14 protein-coding genes and 1 pseudogene are annotated in these 19,712 nt (G+C 58.7%); 5 read left to right on the top strand and 10 right to left on the bottom strand.

From position 1 onward, the window contains the following. The 3 genes from ABX749_RS01845 to ABX749_RS01835 form a co-directional block, all read right to left on the bottom strand. On the bottom strand, window positions 1-2,186 hold a 2,186-nt coding region (locus ABX749_RS01845; protein WP_372894515.1), incomplete at its 3' end, for a cation:dicarboxylate symporter family transporter. Between the two features lie 375 nt (window positions 2,187-2,561). Then, window positions 2,562-4,046: a hypothetical protein gene (locus ABX749_RS01840; RefSeq protein WP_372894514.1), complete on the bottom strand. Its 1,485-nt coding sequence runs from the start codon at window positions 4,044-4,046 to the stop codon at window positions 2,562-2,564. A 182-nt stretch (window positions 4,047-4,228) separates the two neighbouring features. Next, window positions 4,229-5,167 carry a TIM barrel protein gene (locus ABX749_RS01835; protein WP_372894513.1) on the bottom strand — a complete coding sequence of 313 codons (939 nt, stop codon included), beginning with the start codon at window positions 5,165-5,167 and terminating at the stop codon, window positions 4,229-4,231. 593 nt (window positions 5,168-5,760) lie between these two features. Here ABX749_RS01835 and ABX749_RS01830 point away from each other — a divergent pair. Beyond that, the gene (locus tag ABX749_RS01830) at window positions 5,761-8,199 is read left to right on the top strand and encodes a DUF1588 domain-containing protein (protein WP_372894512.1); all 2,439 of its coding nucleotides are present in this window, start codon (window positions 5,761-5,763) and stop codon (window positions 8,197-8,199) included. Then, complete coding sequence (locus tag ABX749_RS01825; RefSeq protein ID WP_372894511.1) at window positions 8,186-9,514, top strand: DUF1552 domain-containing protein; 1,329 nt, start codon at window positions 8,186-8,188, stop codon at window positions 9,512-9,514. Before ABX749_RS01830 ends, ABX749_RS01825 begins: the two co-directional genes overlap by 14 nt. Window positions 9,515-9,925: 411 nt before the next feature. Here the strand turns inward: ABX749_RS01825 and ABX749_RS01820 are convergent, their stop codons facing one another. Continuing rightward, complete coding sequence (locus ABX749_RS01820) at window positions 9,926-10,966, bottom strand: peptidylprolyl isomerase (protein WP_372894510.1); 1,041 nt, start codon at window positions 10,964-10,966, stop codon at window positions 9,926-9,928. Continuing rightward, entirely contained in the window at window positions 10,963-12,291 is a 1,329-nt protein-coding gene (locus ABX749_RS01815) for a hypothetical protein (RefSeq protein WP_372894509.1), read from the bottom strand. The genes ABX749_RS01820 and ABX749_RS01815 overlap by 4 nt, the downstream gene beginning before the upstream one ends. Before the next feature lie 321 nt (window positions 12,292-12,612). Between ABX749_RS01815 and ABX749_RS01810 the strand changes: the two genes are divergently transcribed. The 3 genes from ABX749_RS01810 (at window position 12,613) to ABX749_RS01800 (ending at window position 16,908) form a co-directional block, all read left to right on the top strand. Then, a complete protein-coding gene (locus tag ABX749_RS01810; protein WP_372894508.1) occupies window positions 12,613-13,695 on the top strand; it encodes a DUF1570 domain-containing protein in 1,083 nt (360 codons plus the stop codon). A gap of 96 nt (window positions 13,696-13,791) precedes the next feature. Beyond that, window positions 13,792-15,450: an L-aspartate oxidase gene (nadB, locus tag ABX749_RS01805; protein ID WP_372894507.1), complete on the top strand. Its 1,659-nt coding sequence runs from the start codon at window positions 13,792-13,794 to the stop codon at window positions 15,448-15,450. 360 nt (window positions 15,451-15,810) lie between these two features. Beyond that, the gene (locus tag ABX749_RS01800) at window positions 15,811-16,908 is read left to right on the top strand and encodes an alkene reductase (RefSeq protein ID WP_372894506.1); all 1,098 of its coding nucleotides are present in this window, start codon (window positions 15,811-15,813) and stop codon (window positions 16,906-16,908) included. Window positions 16,909-16,937: 29 nt separating this feature from the next. Here ABX749_RS01800 and ABX749_RS01795 read toward each other — a convergent pair whose 3' ends face one another. From ABX749_RS01795 to ABX749_RS01775, 5 genes and pseudogenes are all read right to left on the bottom strand, one after another. After that, the gene (locus ABX749_RS01795; protein WP_372894505.1) at window positions 16,938-17,639 is read right to left on the bottom strand and encodes a sensor histidine kinase; all 702 of its coding nucleotides are present in this window, start codon (window positions 17,637-17,639) and stop codon (window positions 16,938-16,940) included. Continuing rightward, entirely contained in the window at window positions 17,627-17,992 is a 366-nt protein-coding gene (locus ABX749_RS01790) for an STAS domain-containing protein (protein ID WP_095742109.1), read from the bottom strand. Before ABX749_RS01790 ends, ABX749_RS01795 begins: the two co-directional genes overlap by 13 nt. 143 nt (window positions 17,993-18,135) lie before the next feature. Then, window positions 18,136-18,687, bottom strand: a complete 552-nt coding sequence (locus ABX749_RS01785; RefSeq protein ID WP_372894504.1) for a hypothetical protein — start codon at window positions 18,685-18,687, stop codon at window positions 18,136-18,138. Beyond that, a complete protein-coding gene (locus ABX749_RS01780) occupies window positions 18,687-19,268 on the bottom strand; it encodes a hypothetical protein (protein WP_372894503.1) in 582 nt (193 codons plus the stop codon). Before ABX749_RS01780 ends, ABX749_RS01785 begins: the two co-directional genes overlap by 1 nt. Before the next feature lie 304 nt (window positions 19,269-19,572). Next, window positions 19,573-19,712: pseudogene (locus tag ABX749_RS01775) on the bottom strand (GTPase); the annotation flags it as partial.

Below are 19,712 nucleotides of genomic sequence, written 5' to 3'. Positions count from 1 at the left end.
GGCTCGTTTTCGCCGTTGGTTTTGCCCAGCACCCAGTGGTCGTAATAGTCTTGGGCGGTGCCGTCTTTCTGACGCAAACCGACCCAATACTCCAGGAAGTCGCGCATCTGGGCGTCTCGATTTCCCACGGCATAAAACAGCGGCAAGCTGGCCTGCAGTTCCGTCGGGATGATGACTTCGAATCGGGGGTACATCAACGTAAACGCCGCGCCGCTCTCGGCGCTGATCAGTAGGGCATCCAGGTCGGGATGATTGCCGATGAAGAAATCTCGATTGTCGGCGATCTCGACGAGCGTGGCATCGGGGAGCGCGGTTTTGATTCGGTTGACGAAACCGCGGCTGACGTCAACGAATCCGATCCGCAAGTCATCCAGGGCCGAGATGCGTTTGAGCGTTCGGAAATCGTTGGACCGAAAGTCGCGGGTGACCAATGCCAAGTTGACGTCCATGTAACTTTCTGTGTGCGCCATCGCTTGGGCGCGTTCCAGCGTTCCCACCAGTCCGGACATGACGATGTCGAAGTGGTCGGCGTTGAGTTGCTCGACCAGTGTGTCCCGATCGAATCGCACCAGTTCCAAGGTGACGCCCAGGTCGCGGGCGAGAGAGTGAGCCATTTCCACGTCATAGCCGACCAGCGTTCTGCGATGATTGAAGTAGGCGAAGGGCAGTTTGTCTTCGTTGTAACCGACGCGGATGGCACCGCGGCGGCGGATCCGTCGGAGCAGAGATTCTCCGTCGCGAAGGGGTTCTGGATTTGGATGGGGCTGTTTGATGACGATGTTTTCGACCGGCTGCTCGAGTAACTGCATCCGCTCGATGACGTCGTATTTGTTGTCGGCCATCGAGATCACTCGATACAAAACCAGTCGCACGCCGACCAGAATGATGATCCCGAAAACGCAGACCACCAACGCGTATTTGGCCAATCCCCAAAACTGAAAACGCAGCAAACGGTTGAAACCGAAGATCGAGATCAACGTCAATACGCACAGATGCATCGCTCCGACGGCATCACCGAGACGTTCGCCATAGACGCCGGAGACCAGGAACAGCTGGAACATGTCATGCGGCAATTGCATTTGGTCCAGCAGGAACGGGATCGCGACGATCGGCCCACCGAAGAATGAAAACAACCCCGAAAAGAGAAAGCCCGGGTACTCGGACGCCTTGATCGGGGCGCCCAGGAACCATGCCGCGAACGGAATGAACAGCATGCTCAACAGTTTGCCGACATGGGGAAACGGATAGGCGGTTCCGTAGAGCAGATCGATCGTCGGCGATTCGTCTTTTCCGTCGATCTTGAACTGTGTTTCAAAAAGCCGTTCGGTGTTTTCGATCAGCATGGGCAGCACGATGATCAGCTTTCCGGTGGCAAAGGCGGTCAACATCGGCTCTTTGACGACGAACAAAACTTGTCGATAGGTCAACGGGGTCAATGTCGTCACCAGCAACGGTAGAACAACGAAACCCAGAAAGACGGCACCGGCGGTGTAGGCCACCAAATACGCCTGCAGCCGTCCGACTTCGGCCAGTGAGACGGTCCCCGCGGTGCTTGCCGCAATCGCGAAGATGCCGACCGGTGCCAGCCGCGTGATGAACTTGCTGATCCGCAGCAACACGTCGGCGGCGACATCGAGTTGGCTTAAGACGATCGTGCGATTGCGTGATTTGGACAACGCCAACCCGCAACAGATGCCGAACAGCACGACGGCCGGTACCTGGTTGTTCGAAAGCGACTCAAAAATGTTTGCGGGGATGAAGTAGGCAAGGACGTTGAGCGGCTCGGGGCTTTCGATCAACGCGGTGCTGAAGAACGATCCCGCGCTCCATTCGGGAAACGACGTGGGCATCACCCAAACCACCGCCAAGCAACTCGCCCACAGGCCCAGCAGAACCGTTCCGCCGATCAGGGCCAACCGACGGCTACTACGCAGCCTGAGTCGACCCAGGCTGACGACCAGCGTGACCAAGATGTAGGGCAGCACGGTCATCCGCAACAGTCCCACAAAGGCTTCGCCGATGATCGCCAGCGGTGCGCACAGCTCGCCGGCGAACAGGCCACTGAAAATGCCCAAGGCCAGTGCGATCAAGATTTGCGTCGACAGGTCCACGCGGCGGACGAACCGCGCGTAGCATCCCTGGACCGATGGTCGCGTTGAATCGGTCGGATTCGACTGCTCCGGCATGACATCTCAAAAAGGCAGAACGGTGGCGTTGCTCCGGCGACGCACCGCGATGGATCGGCGCGATTCTCTGGTGAATCGTCTGACGATCGTTATAGCGAAAGAATGGAAGCCCCGTTCACCCCGCATCGGGATTGCCAGCACGTGATCCCAGCACGTGATCCCAGCACGTGGCGTGAGCCAGTGGCGCGTGATGGTTGTGCGTTGTGTACGCGCCGGTCGCTGAGACTGGTCGGTTGATTGAATCAGCCGTTTGGCGCGAGCCTACGGGCCTCGGTGTGTTTTCTTGGTGGTCGAGGCCCGTACGCTCGCGCGATACGGCTAATCCCACGTGTGATCCGGTTAAATCGACGGGCCGTGACGCGTCCCGCTGGGGTGTTAGGTTCCGTCGGATGCTGGGGTTGGGGGGCGTTTGGCCGCGGCGTCGTCGCTGCGGCGGCGGTTTTGTTCGGCCAACCGAGCTCGATCTTCGGCGCGACGGTTCTGGCCTTCCAGATGATCGGTCCAGCGCCGGCGTCCGTGTGACTGAGTCGGGCCTGGGGCGATCAAGAAAACGGCTCCGAGTCCGAAGATCAATCCGGCCATCATCGATCCAAACGTCATTGTCGTCGTGCCCGGTCCCAGCGGTTTATCGGAGACTTGTGGTGGCCCGAGTTCGGCAACCAGGTTGGTCGACAGCGCTGCCGATCGACTGGCCCGGGCATCGACGAGTCGTTGTTCTGCTTCGGCCAATTGTTCTGATCGCTGTCGGAGTTCGGAATCGATCTCGGCGTACGTGGTCCGCGCTTCGGCCAGCATTTGCAGTTTGTCGGAGAGGTTGTTGACCTTTTCCGAGAGCTTTTTGACTTGGGTGACCTGCAATTCCAGCATCGGCTGCATGGAAGCGATCACCGACAACGTTTCCTGGATGATACGTTCACGGATCTCTCGTTCGGTCGCGATCGCGGCTTTGCGTTTCGGGTTCTCTAACGTGTAGACACCGGAAAGTTGACTGGCCCGCAGTTGGGCGTCGATCAATCCATCCTTCAATCGCTGCAACGACGGTTGGCTGTTGAGTAGATCGCCCCCGCTGATCAATAACTTGGTCGGGTCTTTCGAGCCGGCAACGAGCAACGCATGCAGTGACTGGAGTTTTTCAAGTTCCAATTCGGCCAGTTGCAACTGTTCTTTGGTGGCCACCAGTGAACGCCGGTAGCTGCTGTCGCCGCCGTAGGTGTCGTTCAGATTGCGCAGCTCACCGAGGTCGGCGCCAAATTGGACTTCGATTTCTTGCATCCGCGAGGACACTTCGTCGAGATTCTGTTTCGCCAGGTCGCGGGCATGGGTCAGTTCGACGATCACGCTATCGGCGCGAACGCGGCGGACGTCGCGCAAGTGTTTCGTCAGGGAGTCGAACATGGCGTGACAAAACTGGATGGCGCGGTCGGGGTCTTCCGCTTTGACTTCCAGATAGACGACTTCGGTGTTGCCGAAATCGGCGCCTTGCGGGGCCAGGAGATTGACGGACGATCGGATTGTTCCATTGACCTTGGAGAGCGAGGGCCAGTCCTCGTCCAATCGCCCATCGGGCGGACCGATTTCGCGCAATGCCGCCGCCACGACTTCGCGGTTTTGGGCCATTTCTAGAATGGTTTCCTGTGCCGCTTTGAGTTCCGTTTGGCTGGCAAATCGGCCCAGTCGGTCGACCGCACGTGTCGCTTCGTCACGCACCACCAGTGGTTGGCGGGCGGAATAGACGTCCGAGGTGAAGAAGGAATAGGAAACGCCGATCAGGCCAAAGACCAGAACGGCTCCGATCCAAAGAGGCGCGAAGAGCACCAGGACGTTCCGAATGTGTTTCCAGGGGATCGGCGCAGCAGACATGGCATGCTTCAGAAGGGTAAGTGGAAATCTCTCCCAACCCTACGAGCGCCTTAATTCGGCGCGATCGCGATGTCTGTTTCAGTGACCGCAGTCCGGCCAGATGGATGCGGCCGGTAAAGATTGTGCGGGAAATGACGATTAGGGATCGCCGAGGGTGATCCCTTGTCCCGCCCTTGTCCCGACTAGGCGACCGGAGTCGGCTCGTAGGGGATGTCTTCGATCAAGTCCATTGGCAGCGGTTTGACCTCTACGCCCGCTGCGGTGCAGATCGCATCGATCGCTTCTTGAGCTTCCTTGACGGTGTTTTCACGCGTTTGGCCCTTGTAGCGGGTCGGCGACGCGGAGGGGCTGATCGGACCTTCGAATCCGGTCGCGATCAAGTGCTTGACGACATTGACGTGGTTCAATCCGCCTTCGACGGCCGGCAGCACGCAATCCAAGCGGGTGGCTTTGGACGGATCGGCGTCATCGGCCAGCGTTCCCAAGCGAACCGCGACGATGTTGGATCCGGGGATTTCGCTCAGTTGGTCCATGCCGCCGTCGCCGACTGCCCAGTCCCAGGTGTCGATGATGTAGCCGACGTTCGGGTTGGAGACGGCTTTGACGATCGCGATCAGGCCTTCGACGTTGCGGACGAAATCAAACTCTTTCGATTCACGAAGGACTTTGCTGGAGTTGAACCCGACACCCAGCTGAATCCCTTTGGCCGACAGCACGTCGGCGACCTGCGACAGGCGGTTTTGTTGGGTGGTGAAGTATTCGTGGTAGGGCAAGCGGTCGGTGGCAGCGGGCAGGTCGATGTAGGCCCGTTTGGCTTCCAGGTCAGCGGCCAGTTCGGTCAGCGGATGCAGTGCCCCGACTTGACTGGTGAACGCGTCATCGTCGGCATCCAAGTTGATTTCCAATTGGAAGCCCCCGATTTGCTCTAGACGTCCCATCCCTTCGCCCATCGCGGCTTTGAGAAACTTTGCCGCGTCATCGGCCGTGGTCCGTTGCGAGCGACGCAGGATCTCGTACATGTCGATGTCCATCGACGCAAAGCCGTAAGTCAGTGCGAGTTCGATCAGTTCGCTTTGGCGTCCGTTAATTCCAAGAGACTTGGGCGAGAAATTCTTGAGCATTCGTGATCCTGTCAGTGGTTTGCCAAGACGTCTTTCCCCGGGGCCAGCGACGCGTCGGCATAAAGGACGCCGAAAGGGTGGTCACCGTAGGGGGTCTGGCTGCCTGTGAAAAAGGGTGGTGAAAGTGATTGGTTTGCGACTTTGGCGGCGTAGTATCGCAGAATCACCCCAAATCAGCCAAGGGGCGTTTCACCAGCTAATTGACGAGAATTTCAGCGATCGTTCGGAATCAGGCCACTGACGAGGCGTTCTCGGCCCGCGTTTTGCAAAGGACGGAAATTGGGGCCGAATTCCGCCGAAAACCATTCAAACTCGGACGATAATCTGCTTTAATAGCACGATATCGGGCCGTTGAGGTTCGATCCCCACCCCCAAACGCGTAGTGAAATTACCCACCTTACTACGCCCCACATCCGATTTCAGAACCTGTCGCGGTTCGACCTGCCCTGTCCGGCCACGACGTGGGCAGGCCGCGATTGCGATGGGCAGGTTTGCTCGAATCTACACTCTCGCGAAGAATCAACAATGATTTGATTCTGCCCCAGCGAGATGGATCTGGAATCGGATCCCCCACCACAGTTCCGCGTCACTTTATGAACAGCTTTCCAGCGTTTGACGCCGCACGGCTCCCCGCCGCGCCGCTTGCCCCGACAGGGCGACTCCGGTTGCTCGGAGCGATCGGTGTGGTCTTGCTGTCCCTGTGGATCGCTTGGCACCAACCGGTGGCAGCCGAATCGCCGGTTGACGATCAGACACGAGCGACATTGACACGGGGCCAACAAATCTACGCCCAGCAATGCCTGTCCTGTCATGGAGAAGGCGGTCGTGGAGAGACGGACGGTTACGCCGATCCGCTGGTCGGTGACGCTTCGATCGGCGAGTTGGCAGAAATCATTTCGGACACGATGCCCGAGGAAGACCCCGAGCTGTGTACCGGCGATGATGCGAAAGCCGTCGCGGAGTTCATCTACGAATCGTTTTATGGCGAAGCGGCGCAGCTGAGAAACCGTCCCGCCAGACAGCAGTTTTCACGGCTCACCGGCACGCAACTGCAACAGAGTTTGGCGGACCTTTATCAACACTTCTTTGGCGCACCGTTCCGAGTCAAGGAACGTGGGCTGAGTGCGTCTTATTTCAACAGCGGGCGTTGGGACAAAAAGCACCTGAAGGTCGAGCGTGTTGATCCGGTGCTGGATTTCGACTTCGGCCACGACCCGCCGGTAGAAGGTGTGACGCCGGAAGAGTTCTACGTCCATTGGTCCGGTTCACTGCAAGTCGAGCATACCGGACGCTACGAAATCGTGGTGCACTCGACGTGTTCGATGAAGGTTCGTTTCGGGCATCACGAACATGTGTTGATCGACAATCATGTCCAGTCTGAAGGGCGAACCGAATTCCGTCGGACGTTGAACTTGATCGGTGGGCGTCAGTACGCGATCCAAATCGACTTCACGCAACGCAAACGAAAGACCGAACAACCACCGGCGAAGTTCTCCTTGCGATGGGTGCCGCCGGGCGGAACGGAAACGGTCATCCCGAACGAGTACTTGTTGCCGTCGACGTTGCCGAGCGGATTCGCGCTGCAAACCAAATTGCCGCCCGATGATCGCAGTTACGGCTACGATCGTGGAACGCGTGTGGATCGTCAGTGGGAAGATGCGATCACGTCGGCGGCGTTGGAGTTTGGCGACGCCGCGGTCAAAGAATTGTGGCCTCAGTACAAGCGACAGCACCGCAAGGATTCGGATGAAAACCGCGGCCGGCTGCGTGGATTTCTGACGGAGTTGGCGTCGGTCGCATTTCGTGGCCCCATCGATGATGAAACCAAACGGCTTTACGTCGACGATCAAGTGGACGCGGTCGAAGACGATCAAATGGCGATCGCGCGGGCTTGTTTGATGATCATCAAATCACCGCGGTTCTTGTATCCCACGTTGGATCACCAGGCACCGATCAGCCGGCGTGTTGCGACGCGATTGGCGTTGACGCTGTTTGATTCGCTGCCCTCGGACGCTTGGCTGCAAGACCAGGCCGGCAAGGACAGCTTTGCCATCGATCCCAAGTCAGATCAAAAGAAGGTCGAACAGCGGATCCGTCAGGCAGCGCTGCGAATGTCGGAGGATCCGCGACTGCACGGGAAAGCGATGGAGATGTTCTTTGATTGGCTGGATGTTGATCCGGCGGCGGAAATCTCCAAGGACCCCGAAAAGTTTGCCGGTTTCGACACCCACCTGCTGCTCGACTTGCGGCGGTCCCTGGAATCGACGATCAGCGATGTGTTCTGGTCCGAATCAAGCGACTATCGACAGCTGTTTCTACGTGATTGGAATTGGACCAACGAGCGACTCGGTGCGTTTTATGGCGAGGGTTGGATGCCGGCGTCGGAGAGTACCGGCCACCAGCTCGTGCACAGCAAACCGGCTGCGGGCAAAACGTTCGGTGTGTTGACGCATCCGTTGGTCATGGGCCACTTGAGCTATTACGACACGACATCGCCGATTCACCGCGGCGTGTTTCTGATTCGGCGTGTGCTGGGACGAACGCTCCGACCGCCCAACGAGGCGTTTACGCCGATCGATCCCGAACTGCACCCTGACCTGACGACGCGACAGCGGGTCGAACTTCAGACCGGCGAAGCGAAATGCCAAGTCTGTCACCAGAAGATCAACGCACTCGGTTTTCCGCTTGAAAACTATGACGCCGTGGGACGCTATCGTGCGACCGAAAAAGGCAAGCCGATCGATGCTTCCGGCGGCTATGTGACGCGTGACGGCCAACAGGTCGAGTTTGCCTCGCCCGAGGATTTGGCCCGGTTTCTGGCCGAGAATGATGACGCACACCGGGCATTCGTCGAACGGGCCTTCGAACATTTTGCAAAACAACCGCTCGCCGCTTACGGTGAAGAGGTTGCCAATGACTTGGTGAGACGATTTCGTGAGAGCGATTTTCACCTCCGCCACCTGATTGTCGAAATCGCGGTCGTGGTTGCGACAGACGAGTTCAATAAGGAGAACTTCAATGAATCGACGTGAGTTTCTTGCGCAGTTGGGTGTCAGTTCAGCCGCGGCAAGCCTGCTGATGGGGCTGCCGAGTCTTTCATTTGGGGCCGAAGCGTCGGCGCGACGGCGGCGATTGGTGTTCGTGTTCAGCCCCAACGGTGTGATCCCGAAACACTTTTGGCCTGACAGCACCGGTAAGGATTATGACCTGAAACGTATCCTGGCGCCGCTGGGCGAATTCAAGGATCAGATGCTGACCGTCAAAGGGATTTGCAACCAGATCCAAGGTGACGGTGACGGCCACATGCGTGGGATCGGATGCCTGTTGACGGGCATTGAATTGTTCCCCGGAGACATCCAGGGCGGAAGTGATACGCCCGCGGGTTGGTCGATGGGGATCTCCGTCGATCAACACATCAAGAATCGATTGCAAGCCGATCCCGCAACGCGAACACGTTTCGGTTCGTTGGAGTTTGGGGTGATGGTCCCCGACCGCGCCGACACCTGGACGCGGATGTCCTACGCCGGGGCAAACCAACCGGTCGCTCCGATCAGCGACCCCTATCAGATGTTCGACAAGCTGTATGGTCAAACCAAGAATCGCCAAATGCTCGCCAGCGTGTTGGACGACTTGGCCGGTGACTTCAAACGCGTCAGCCAGTCGCTCAGCAGCGAAGACCGCCAATTGTTGGACCTGCATTTGGATTTGGTTCGCAGCGTCGAAAAGGATCTGAAGACCGAGTTTGCTGCGGCGACCAAGAACGATGGCGCCGGGCACGCCGTCCCCAAACTGCCTCCGAATATCGAAGAGCAGAACGACAATATGCCCGAAATCACGCAGATGCAGACGGAGTTGTTGGTCAACAGTTTCGTCGCGGATTTTGCCCGCGTGGCGAGTTTTCAGATCACCAACAGCGTCGGTCAACCGCGGATGAAGTGGTTGGACATCAACGAAGGTCACCATGGACTTTCGCATGAACCCGACAGCAACGAAGAAGCCTACGAGAAGCTGATTCGCATCAACACCTGGTATGCCGAACAGGTGGCGTACATGGCCAAGCGAATGAAAGAAACGCCGGACCCGTCCGGCCATGGATCATTGTTGGACAACACCACGATTGTCTGGACCAACGAGCTGGGCAAAGGAAACTCTCACACCCGCAATGACATTCCCTTCGTGATGGTCGGCGGCGGATTGGATTTTCAATTCGGCCAGGCCTACGACTTCGGTAAAGTCGCGCACAACCGATTGCTGCTTAGCTTCTTGGAAGGGATGGGAATGCCCGAGACGACGTTCGGCAATCCCGACTTCTGTGGCGACGGAGCACTGACCGGTTTGATGGCGTAGGATCGAAGGGGCAATTCCGGACGAGAGTTGCGTCGCTGCCGACGCCAGACGGCGGATGGCGGATCGTTCACCTTCAGCCATCCGGCGTTTGATACTTTCGCGACGCCCGAGGTGCAGCAAGTAGCTCGAATTCCGTTTCCGACGTCCGAAAGTGGCGGTTGACCGACATTTTCCCACGCGAACACGGCGATTTGTGACGATCGGGTGGGGAGTGGCGGCGGATTCCCTAAGAGAAGCGGGAAAGATCGACAGTTTCCACTCGACGGGGAAACATTCTGGCATTAACCTCTTCTACAGCGGTGACGACAAGTCGACACCGTTAGCGTTCAGGTGGTTTTGCCCCAACCTCCTGGACGCGTTTTTTTTTGCGCCGACGGCAAGGTCTCGCCAGATTCCGCGTCAAACCCGGCATCACGCACCGGGCGGCTGGAGCGATTTGATGTACCACGTCACCTTGGCGCTGCTCTGGTGAGTGACCAGGGCGTCGAACAACGCGTTCGCGGCATCGCGGCGAAGCGGGTTCAGATCGGCGACGTTTTCGTAGGGAATCTGTTCGACTTGCTTTTCGTGCACCAGAACCAGGTGGAAGCCGAGCGGGCTGCGGACGGGCTTTGACACCGCATCGGTTTCGGTTTCGCGAATCGCGTCCATGACCGCTGCCGGCAGGTCCCCGGGCTTGGACACCCATCCGATTCCGCCGCCTTGTTTGGCCGTCGCGCCTTCGCTCTGGCTGATCGCCAGCTCTGCGAATCGTTTCTTCAATTGGTCCGGCGAGCCAGATTCGGATTGGAGCTGTGACGCGATCGTCTGGATCCGTTGTTCGGCGATGGCTTCGGCATCCGGGATCTCTTTGTCCACTTCGATGAACAGATGAGAAACGTTCCATCGCGCGGACGAATAGTTTTCTGAATGAAGCTCGTAGAAGCGTTTCAAGTTGGCGTCGGTCATCTTGCTCTTTAGATAGCGGCGCCACGCGGAATCCCAGTCACGTGCGTTTCGAACGGAGCGTTCGTCGGTTTGCCTTTGGGCGCAATACTCGTCGAGGTTGGATCGTTTGCGGCGCAGGTCATCCAAGAACTCTTCCCAATCGCGGTCCAACAACGTTTGCAGATTGGCACCGCCCTGCTGACGCAGTGACTTCATGGCCAGATGCTGTCGCACGAGCAACGCGGATGACGCTCGTTGGACGTCCAGGCTCACCTGCGAAAGGTCGTTCGCTTTCAGTTTCGAGGTGAGCAAGAAATGCAGTTCGCCGAGGAAAACGGGTTCGCCGTCAATCGAAGCGATCGGATCGGTGGGCCGCAACGCCGGTGGTTCAGCGAGCAGCATGGTTGGCAGAACGAGCAGCGAGGCTGGCAGGACGAGCAACGCGATCAGGACGCCGTGAATCCACCGTGCGGTGTGCGGTTGGCGGTCGACGGATGAGGACGAAGGCTGGGAACGGGCGATCATGGCAGCACGATGTCTTGCAAGACGAAGTCGACTTCGTTGCGAACAACAGAGGTCGGGGATTCATAAATGAGTTTGGCACCCTCGAGCTTGTCGATCTCGAACAGGTAGCCCATGTCGACGCCGGATTCGGTTTGTCGGTACAGTTCGTACCCTAGATTCTCTACCCGATTCCCTTCGGCGTCGCGGACATACACAGGGTTTTGAAAGATCCATTGGCGGTGGCTTTCCAGGGCTCGGTCGGCGTCTTTAAGTTCGACCGAGAATCGAATCTCGTAGAGTGCTCCGTTGCGTTGGACGCGTTCGAGCGTGACCGTCATGGCGTCGACGTTTTGGTTGCTGCCGACTTCGGTCAACGGCAGTTCGAACGTGTGACGTTTGCCGGGCAACAGGGATTGGATGGTTCCGCGAAGCGATTCGATCCGGGTCGGGCTTTCGGTGGGCAGTTCCAGCGGCAGATAAAATTCGCTGAACGCCAATTCGCTGTTGGCGGCGATGTCGATGGTGTTTTCGGTCGTTTGGGGTTTCAGTGATTGACCGTCATCGAGTTTGCCGGAGAGTTGTGCGACGGGGATGGTCAACCCGATCGGTGTCAGCCCCGGTTGCCAGGTGATTTCCATGGACAGGTTCAAACCGCTTTGCCCGGGTTGGTTGAAGACGCGGCGGGCGCTGACCGCGGTCGGTTCGATGCGATACACACCGCTGTAGGCCGCTGAGTCGACACGCGATTGGCGGGTCTCTTGACGCGGGACCAGTTGCAAGGTTTCACGGTCGCCGCCGTAGTGGTTGATGTCCAAATTGGTTTGGTCCAACACCAGATCGACGGCATGCCAGAACGAGAGCGGTGCACTGGACGATTGAATGGGCAGCGACTCGTCGGCGGAGTGTTCGAATTCGATTTCGCTTTCACGGCTGATCACTTCCAGTGCCTCGCCGAGCGTTGTGACATCGCCCAAGCGGATTCGAATCGCCTTGGACTGTGTTTTCGCTTTCAGCGTCATCAGTGCCGCTTTGACGCGTGAGAGTCGTTCGCTGGCTTCGATCGAGAACTCGGGGCGCGACTCCGGCAGATACGGCAACGCGTCGGCACCGGCCTCGATCAACGCTTTTTCGGCGGCACTGCGATCACTCGCCTTGCGGGCATCCAACTGATCGACCCATTCCAGCACGTCGGTCTTGGAAACCGGTGGCGTGTCCTCGAGAGGTTCGGCCTGTTGGCCAAGGGCATTCGGTCCGGCAATCAAACCGATTAGAAGTGCTGCGATCAGCGGGGCTGGGCCGCGGCGACGGGGCGTCGTCCGCAGAATCGTTTCGACCGTTCGATTCATCTCGTCTCCACAAATGCATCCGATCACGAATGAACAAGTTTTTGAGCTAGGTTTGGATTGCATCATGTTACCAGAGCTTCCCGCGAGGTTACGCCGACCCGGTGAATTCGGCAACGAAAACGGTTGGATTTGCCGTTTTCGAACACCGGTTGGCGATCCCGGAACCGGCGGGACGCTTGTCATCACTCGCCCCACACCCGCTTGAGTCACGCAACCACGATGAATCAAACCATCACGCGCCGTGAAGTCTCCTTGTTGTCCTCTCCCGCGTCCCTTTCGGCAATTCGAACGCGCTGCTCGGCAATTCGATCACGAAACTCGGTGAAACGCTTGGTCGCCGTGGCGCTTCTACAGGTGCTGATTGCCGGCGGGATGTTGTCGGCCGGCCGATGCAGCGGCGCGGCGCCGGGGTTGATCGAATTCACTTTGGGCAGCAATTCACTGTTGGGGATCCCGATCATGGACTTCCCCTCGGAACTGATCGTGTTGGCTCGCGACGGGCAGTTGCACACGTTGACGGGCAAAGCGAAAGAGACGATTCGAGCGTTGGATGCATCGTATCAGCCAGCGACGTTGATGGAGATGAAGGTTGATCTTCAAAAGGAATTCGGCCGCGACTTTGAAGTCATCAGCACGCAGCATTTTCTGGTCGTCCAGCCGCGTGGCCGTGGCGAGCGCTGGCCGCAGCTGTTCGAGCGTTCGCACCGTGCCTTCGTCGCCTACATGTCGCGACGCGGCGTCAAGATCCGCCGGGGACGATTCCCGATGGTGGCTGTCGTGATGCCCGATTCGGCAGCCATGTATGCCGAGTTGCAGCGGATGAACGTGGACGTCAAACGGGTCGCCGGAATCTATGCCCGAGAGAGCAACCGTGTGATCACGCACGACGGCGGGCATCTGCGATTCATCGCCGACACCGTTCGGCACGAGGCCGCGCACCAGTCTGCCTACAACTACAACGTGCACAGCCGCGTCGTGATCACACCCCGCTGGGTGACCGAAGGCGTCGGGCAAATGTTTGAACCCGAAGCGATGGTGCGGGGCCAGTCCGGGCTGCACACGCGAGACCGCGTCAATCAATCCAGTCTGGAGCAAATCAAAATCCGATATGACGGCGGTCGTTCGCCGGAGTTTGCCGAAGCGGTCCGCGATCTGGTCGGCGCCAACGAGATGTTTAACAACCCCGCGACGACCGCTGACGCCTACGCCGTTGCCTGGGCGATGATGTTCTATTTGGCGGAGCGTGAACCGGAGCAGTTTACCGCGGTGCTTTCGGGAACCGCATCCCGGGGGACCTACCAGCCGTACGATCGATTCGCCCGCCTGAATGACTTTGAGCGTTGGGTGGGAACGGACATCGATCAATTTGCGAAAAAAGTGTCTTGGTTTCTCAAGTCGCTTTAGCCAGGATGTTTCAAAACAATGGCCGAGGGCGTAAACTAGCGCGTTAGGTCGCAGTTCGCGTCCGCCCTGAAACCGCCCGCCTGGGACTCTGCACTGATGATGACGCCGCGATATCTGGTCCCTTTTGACACGCGTCACGCGGTCCACAGGTTCACGGATGTCTTGATCATCGGCGGCGGGCTTGCGGGATTGCGCGCCGCCAATGCCGTCGATTCTCACCTGCGGGTCTTGGTGGTCACCAAAGATGTGCTGCGAGAATCCAACAGCACCTACGCCCAGGGCGGGATCGCCGGTGTGCTGGATCCCGAAGATCGCTTTGAAAATCATATCCGCGACACGCTGGTCGCCGGTGCAAACCTGTGCGACGTCGACGTCGTCAACATGGTCATCCGCGAGGGGCCGGGACGGATCGAAGAGTTGGTCCGCTGGGGCACGCAATTTGACCTGGAAGAAGGCGTGTTGGAACTCGGCCGCGAGGGCGGCCATTCTCATGAACGCATCGTTCACGCTCAAGGCGACGCGACCGGCGCGGAGATCATGCGGGCGGTGATTCAGCGGACGCGGTCCCTGAAAAACGTTCGCATCTTGGAAAACACCTTCACCATCGACTTGCTCACGCACGGCGGGCAATGCCGTGGCGCGATCGTTTCCGAAGATGGCGGACCACCGATGATGGTCTGGGCCAAAGAAACGATCTTGTGCACCGGAGGTGCCGGCCAGATTTTTCGCGAGTCGACCAACCCCGCCGTGGCGACCGCCGATGGTTCGTCGTTGGCCTATCGCGCGGGTGTTCAACTGAGCGACATGGAATTCATGCAGTTCCATCCCACGGTGTTGTACATCGCCGGTTCCTCGCGGTCGTTGATCACCGAAGCGATCCGCGGCGAAGGCGCCCACTTGGTTGATTCCAACGGGCACCGATTCATGCCCGACTACGACGAGCGGGCCGAGTTGGCACCCCGAGACGTCGTCAGCCAATCGATCATTCGGCAAATGCAGGCGACGTCACATCCCTGTGTTTACTTGGACCTTTCGCACCTGGATGCCAAGCACGTCGTGGCGCGGTTTCCCGGAATCGCCGAACTCTGTGCCAAATTTGGATTGGACCTCGCCAGTGATCGTATCCCAGTACGACCGGGTGCGCACTACATGCTCGGCGGTGTGACGGTGGACCGGCAGGGACGTACCAGCCTGCCGGGGCTCTGGGCGGCCGGTGAAGTGACCAGCAGCGGCTTGCACGGCGCGAATCGATTGGCCAGCAACAGTCTGCTCGAAGGGTTGGTCTATGGAGCGGCCGCCGGCGGGGCCGCGTCGCGGTCGGCCAGCGAAGGAGATCATGAGATGCGGGCGATGCAGATTCGCCAGTCCGCCACGTCGCCCACCGAATCGTTCGACATCGATGATGTTCGCATCTCGCTGAAGAGTTTGATGGGACGATTGGTCGGAGTCGAACGCGATGCCGAAGGGCTGCAAAAAGCCGCCGACACGATTCGTTCCTACGCCGCATACGCAATGAATCATCAATTCGAAGATGAAGCCGGCTGGGAATTGCAAAACCTGTTGACCACCGCCGCGATCATGGTTTCCTCGGCCATGGTGCGAACGGAATCGCGGGGCGTTCATTTTCGAAGCGATCATCCCGCGCAAAACGATGAACAATGGCGCCGCCATCTGACTGTCCAGATCAACGTGGACGGCGGTTACCCCCAACGCGGCGCCTTGCTCGAGCCGGAACCGGTGACGAACAGTCGCTGAAGGTGGGTAGGAAGATTTTGGGGTAGGAAGATTGGCGAAATCGAAGGGATGGTGCATTGCATCATTTTCTTACCCTCGAAATCTTCTTACCTGTTTTTCGTAACGGCTAAGCGAGCGAGGGGGCCGAACGCGTACGCGAATCAGCTGACGTCAGTTGTGTTTTCCTGCCCATCTGCTGCATTTTCGTCGCGGGGCGATCACAGAATCGATTCGGCAGAGATCGAGCGATGATTGGATTCGCGATGTTGCGCGAGCGAGGCAGGGCTCCGGGACCGGTGTAAGACTCAGCTCTGGACCGAGTAATAGAGTGTGGTAACTGATTCCACATCCGTACTCGTTTTCCATAGGCAACACCAACTGATGTCCCATTCGCCGAACTTGATGCAACCGTTTGACCTGCGTGGCCTGTCGCTGGCCAATCGCGTGGTGCTGGCACCGATGACCCGTGCCCGGTCGGGCGGTGACCGTGTCCCCAACGCTTTGATGGCTGAGTACTACTGGCAACGCGCAACCGCGGGGCTGGTGATCACCGAAGCGACGGTGGTTTCAAAGCAGGGGATTGGATGGGTGGATTCGCCGGGGATCTACACCGATGAAATGACCGAGGGCTGGCGATCGGTCACCGAGAGTGTTCATGACGCGGGTGGCAAGATTTTCATGCAACTGTGGCATTGTGGCCGCGCCTCGCACAGCAGTTTCCACGACGGCGAGCCTCCGGTGGCACCTTCGGCCATCAAGATCGACGGCGACACCATCCACACGCCGCGGGGGAAAGAACCCTACGAGGTGCCGCGCGCGTTGACGACCGAAGAGATTCCCGGCATCGTTGCCGACTATCGCGCCGCCGCGGAACGCGCCAAACAAGCGGGCTTTGATGGGGTCGAAGTGCACTCGGCCAACGGTTATTTGCTCGATACGTTCCTACAATCCAAAACGAATCATCGTGACGATCGGTACGGGGGCAGCATCGAGAACCGCTATCGGATTCTCGGTGAAGTCGTCGAAGCGGTTTCCGAAGTGTTTGGCTCGCAGCGCGTCGGCGTCCGCTTGTCGCCCAACGGTGCGTTCAATGACATGGGGTCGCCCGACTATCGCCAGCAATTCACGTTCGTCGCCCAAAGTCTTGATCGGTTGGATTTGGCCTACCTGCACGTCATGGACGGACTGGCATTCGGGTTCCATGAGCTTGGCGACCCGATGACGCTGGGCGAATTCCGCGAGGTCTTTCGTGGACCATTGATGGGAAACTGCGGGTACACGCAAGCGACCGCTGAACAGGCGATTGAATCGGGGGCGGCAGACCTGATCTCATTCGGTCGGCCGTACATCAGCAATCCGGATCTGGTGCGCCGTTTTGATGAAGGATTGGAGTTGGCACCGGAGGCGGACATGGGCGATTGGTACCAACCCAACGGCGAGAAAGGTTACACCGATTTTCCGTCGTATCAGACGGTTTGATCGGCTGCTGCTAGCGGTATCGCGACGGCTTACAGCGTCATCGTGACCGTGGTCGGGCCGCCGGGGGCGGACTCGACCGTCACTGTTTTTCCGACCAGTCGGGCACGGCCTTTCATGGAGCGAATCCCAAACCGGTTGGGATCGATTTCGGCCGGGTCAAAGCCTGTACCGTCGTCGACGATCACCAAGCGATCGGGCTGGCAGCGGATCGAAACGGTTTTTGCGTTGCCGTGACGCGTCGCGTTTCGTAGCGCCTCGATCAAAACGCGATAAGCGGTGGTCGCCTGGTCGCGGTTCCAGTTCGAATCGCAGACCGGGCTTGCCGGATCGACGTCCCAAACCACCTGGCAATCCGAGCCACCGATTCGGTTGGCAGTGTCTTTCGCTGCGGCCAGCCAGGACAACTGATCGAGTTCGGGCGGATAGATCTGAGTCAGCAGATTTCGCGCAAGGGCCAAGGCTTGCTGGAGCCAATCGTCGGATTTGGCGATGCGATCCAAAAGCGGTGCCAGCTCGCCGGCCGCAGTGGTTGGATCATCGGCTGAACGCAACGCGGCCTGCAGATTTGCCGACGCGGCAAACATCAACGGGATCAACAGGTCATGCACATCATGACCGATCTGTGAGCGTTCCAGATCAATGATTTGGGCGGCGGTCAGTTCGGAGGATTGCGAATGAGAATCTTCCGCGTCACCGTTTCCCGTCACGCCGGCGGGGCTCAACCGAACCAACCTTTCTTTTCAAAGCTGGCGATCGCCTTGTCTTCGCTGCCCTGGATGTCGAACAGTTTGTTCAACTTCGTGATTTTGAAGACTTCCAAGACGTTCGGCGAGACTTCACAGAACTTCAGTGCAACGCCCTGGGCTTTGCATCCTTTGTTCAACATCACCAACTTGGTGATCATGGCCGACGACATGAATGAGACGCCACGAAAGTTCAGCAACAACTTTTTGTGGATTGCCTGGGGAACGGCGTCTTGCAGCTCACGGCCGACTTGCTCGATCCGTTGGCTGTCGAGAATCTTGCTGTCCATGAATCCGACAACCAAGATTTCGCCGTTGTTTTCCGTTGTGGTGGCGGACATTGCGAGTGGTTCTGAGAGGGGTGTGACAAGCGGAAGCTGGACGGGCTGTCGCGAAAACTCGCCCCATCCAGCCGCTGTAGGTTAGCAGCGTCGGGCGCCGGTCGCAATTCTCCGGCCGACAAACGGGATCGGAGAGGCCAAAATTAGTGGGCGGACTTTCGGAACACACCCGTGGCGTTGACCATCACGGTGTTGACGGCTGGGTTGTATTGCGCCATTCCGGTGACGTAAACGACGTCGCCCTTTTCCAAGGCCAGCGTTTGGCGGGCATCGCCTTCCAAAATGCCGCCGTCTGGTCCCTTGAACTGGATGATCGCCCGCGGGGCGTTTTCCAGTTTGCGCTTGCAAAACGGGCAGTTGTCGGCGTGCTCGGGGTCACCCTCACCGTGTCCTTCGTCGGGCAGCTGGGAGATCATGAAGGCCAATTGTCCCGGCTGGAACGGATCGGCCGCACCGGCGTCGATGCGGCCGCCCAGCACGACCGAGACCTCGTCGGTGCCCGCTTCTTTGATCTCCGTCGGTGTGGTCACTTCGCCATCGGGCATTTCGGTCAAGACGAAGGAAACGTCCTGTGTGGGTGTCGGCCCGAGGCTGGTCGAGGACGCGTTTTCGAAGCTCGTCTCGGAGCTGCCGCTACAGCCGGCGAGTGTCCAGCAGGTCAGCAGCAAGGCGGTGCCGCAGAGGAATCTGGCCATCAGTTCGCGTCCTTTTTCAGCGTTTCAATTGCTTCGTCGATCGACTTGCTGACGTCGTCGTAGCTCTTGCCCTTGGCTTTGCTCTCTTCGCTGCCGTGCAGGCCTTGATCGACGGCGGTGAAATCATCCAACAGTGAATCAACTGCCGCAGCCGCCGCCGTTTTCTGCTCGGAGTCGTCCATGGTTTGGATGAAATTCTCGGTCGCAATCAGGACTGCGCCGATGTGGTGCAGCGGAACGTGAGCGGCATCGGTGTCGCCGGCGGCGAATTCGTCGCGGATCGTGTCGCGCAGTGATTCGATCTCCTTGACCGCTTCGGACAGCGACTTGAAGTCATTGCTGTGCGCTTCGGCGTGATCGTCGTCATGGTCGTGCCCCTCATGGTCGTCATGGTCGTGATCGCCGTGCTCGTCATGATCATGGCCGTCGTGGTCGTGATCACCGTCATCGTGGCTGTGGTCGTGATCCGTATCGGACGCCTCCGTCACCGTCGTGGTCGATTTGTCTTGGCAACCCGGCAGGACTGCAAAACCAAACGCGGCGAGAAATCCCAAGGTTAGCGAGAACGATTTGGACGTCATCGAATTGGTATCCAGAAAGTGTAGACGGGGGAAAGGCCGGCGGCGGTGCTGCGCCCGCGGTCCGGGGGGCCAATACATTATCACGTTCTACGTCGATTTGGCCAATCGGTTCGCCGGAGGGGTTGAGACGGGGGGCGAGTTGTGTCGGTCACGCTGTGCATGACGTTCGGCTCAGGCATCTGGCATGCACAGCATGCCCTGCGCGTGGCATCTGGCATGCACAGCATGCCCTACGCGTGACATCCGGCATGCACAGCATGCCCTACGTATTTTATCTCCCCCTCTCCTTGTCTCCTTGTCTGTCCTATTTCCGGCTGTTTCGTCGGCGATCGGACTCTTTGAGCAGGATTTTTCGCAAGCGGATGCTTTCCGGGGTGACTTCCACCAACTCGGCGTCGTCGATGGAGTCCCGCGCCGCTTCCAGCGACATGTCGCGTGGCGGGT

Origin of the sequence: Stieleria sp. (genome assembly GCF_041595215.1) — a bacterium.
In the GTDB taxonomy this organism is placed as follows: domain Bacteria; phylum Planctomycetota; class Planctomycetia; order Pirellulales; family Pirellulaceae; genus Stieleria; species Stieleria magnilauensis.
The sequence above is the reverse complement of the archived record's forward strand: the minus strand, read 5'-3'. Positions and strand labels throughout refer to the sequence as shown.

Bases quoted from the DNA above. Each gene is read 5' to 3' on its own strand.
- ABX749_RS01840 (WP_372894514.1), bottom strand. From the start codon at position 4,046: ATGTCTGCTGCGCCGATCCCCTGGAAACACATTCGGAACGTCCTGGTG.
- ABX749_RS01835 (WP_372894513.1), bottom strand. From the start codon at position 5,167: ATGCTCAAGAATTTCTCGCCCAAGTCTCTTGGAATTAACGGACGCCAA.
- ABX749_RS01830 (WP_372894512.1), top strand. From the start codon at position 5,761: ATGAACAGCTTTCCAGCGTTTGACGCCGCACGGCTCCCCGCCGCGCCG.
- ABX749_RS01825 (WP_372894511.1), top strand. From the start codon at position 8,186: ATGAATCGACGTGAGTTTCTTGCGCAGTTGGGTGTCAGTTCAGCCGCG.
- ABX749_RS01820 (WP_372894510.1), bottom strand. From the start codon at position 10,966: ATGATCGCCCGTTCCCAGCCTTCGTCCTCATCCGTCGACCGCCAACCG.
- ABX749_RS01815 (WP_372894509.1), bottom strand. From the start codon at position 12,291: ATGAATCGAACGGTCGAAACGATTCTGCGGACGACGCCCCGTCGCCGC.
- nadB (WP_372894507.1), top strand. From the start codon at position 13,792: ATGATGACGCCGCGATATCTGGTCCCTTTTGACACGCGTCACGCGGTC.
- ABX749_RS01800 (WP_372894506.1), top strand. From the start codon at position 15,811: ATGTCCCATTCGCCGAACTTGATGCAACCGTTTGACCTGCGTGGCCTG.
- ABX749_RS01790 (WP_095742109.1), bottom strand. From the start codon at position 17,992: ATGTCCGCCACCACAACGGAAAACAACGGCGAAATCTTGGTTGTCGGA.
- ABX749_RS01785 (WP_372894504.1), bottom strand. From the start codon at position 18,687: ATGGCCAGATTCCTCTGCGGCACCGCCTTGCTGCTGACCTGCTGGACA.
- ABX749_RS01780 (WP_372894503.1), bottom strand. From the start codon at position 19,268: ATGACGTCCAAATCGTTCTCGCTAACCTTGGGATTTCTCGCCGCGTTT.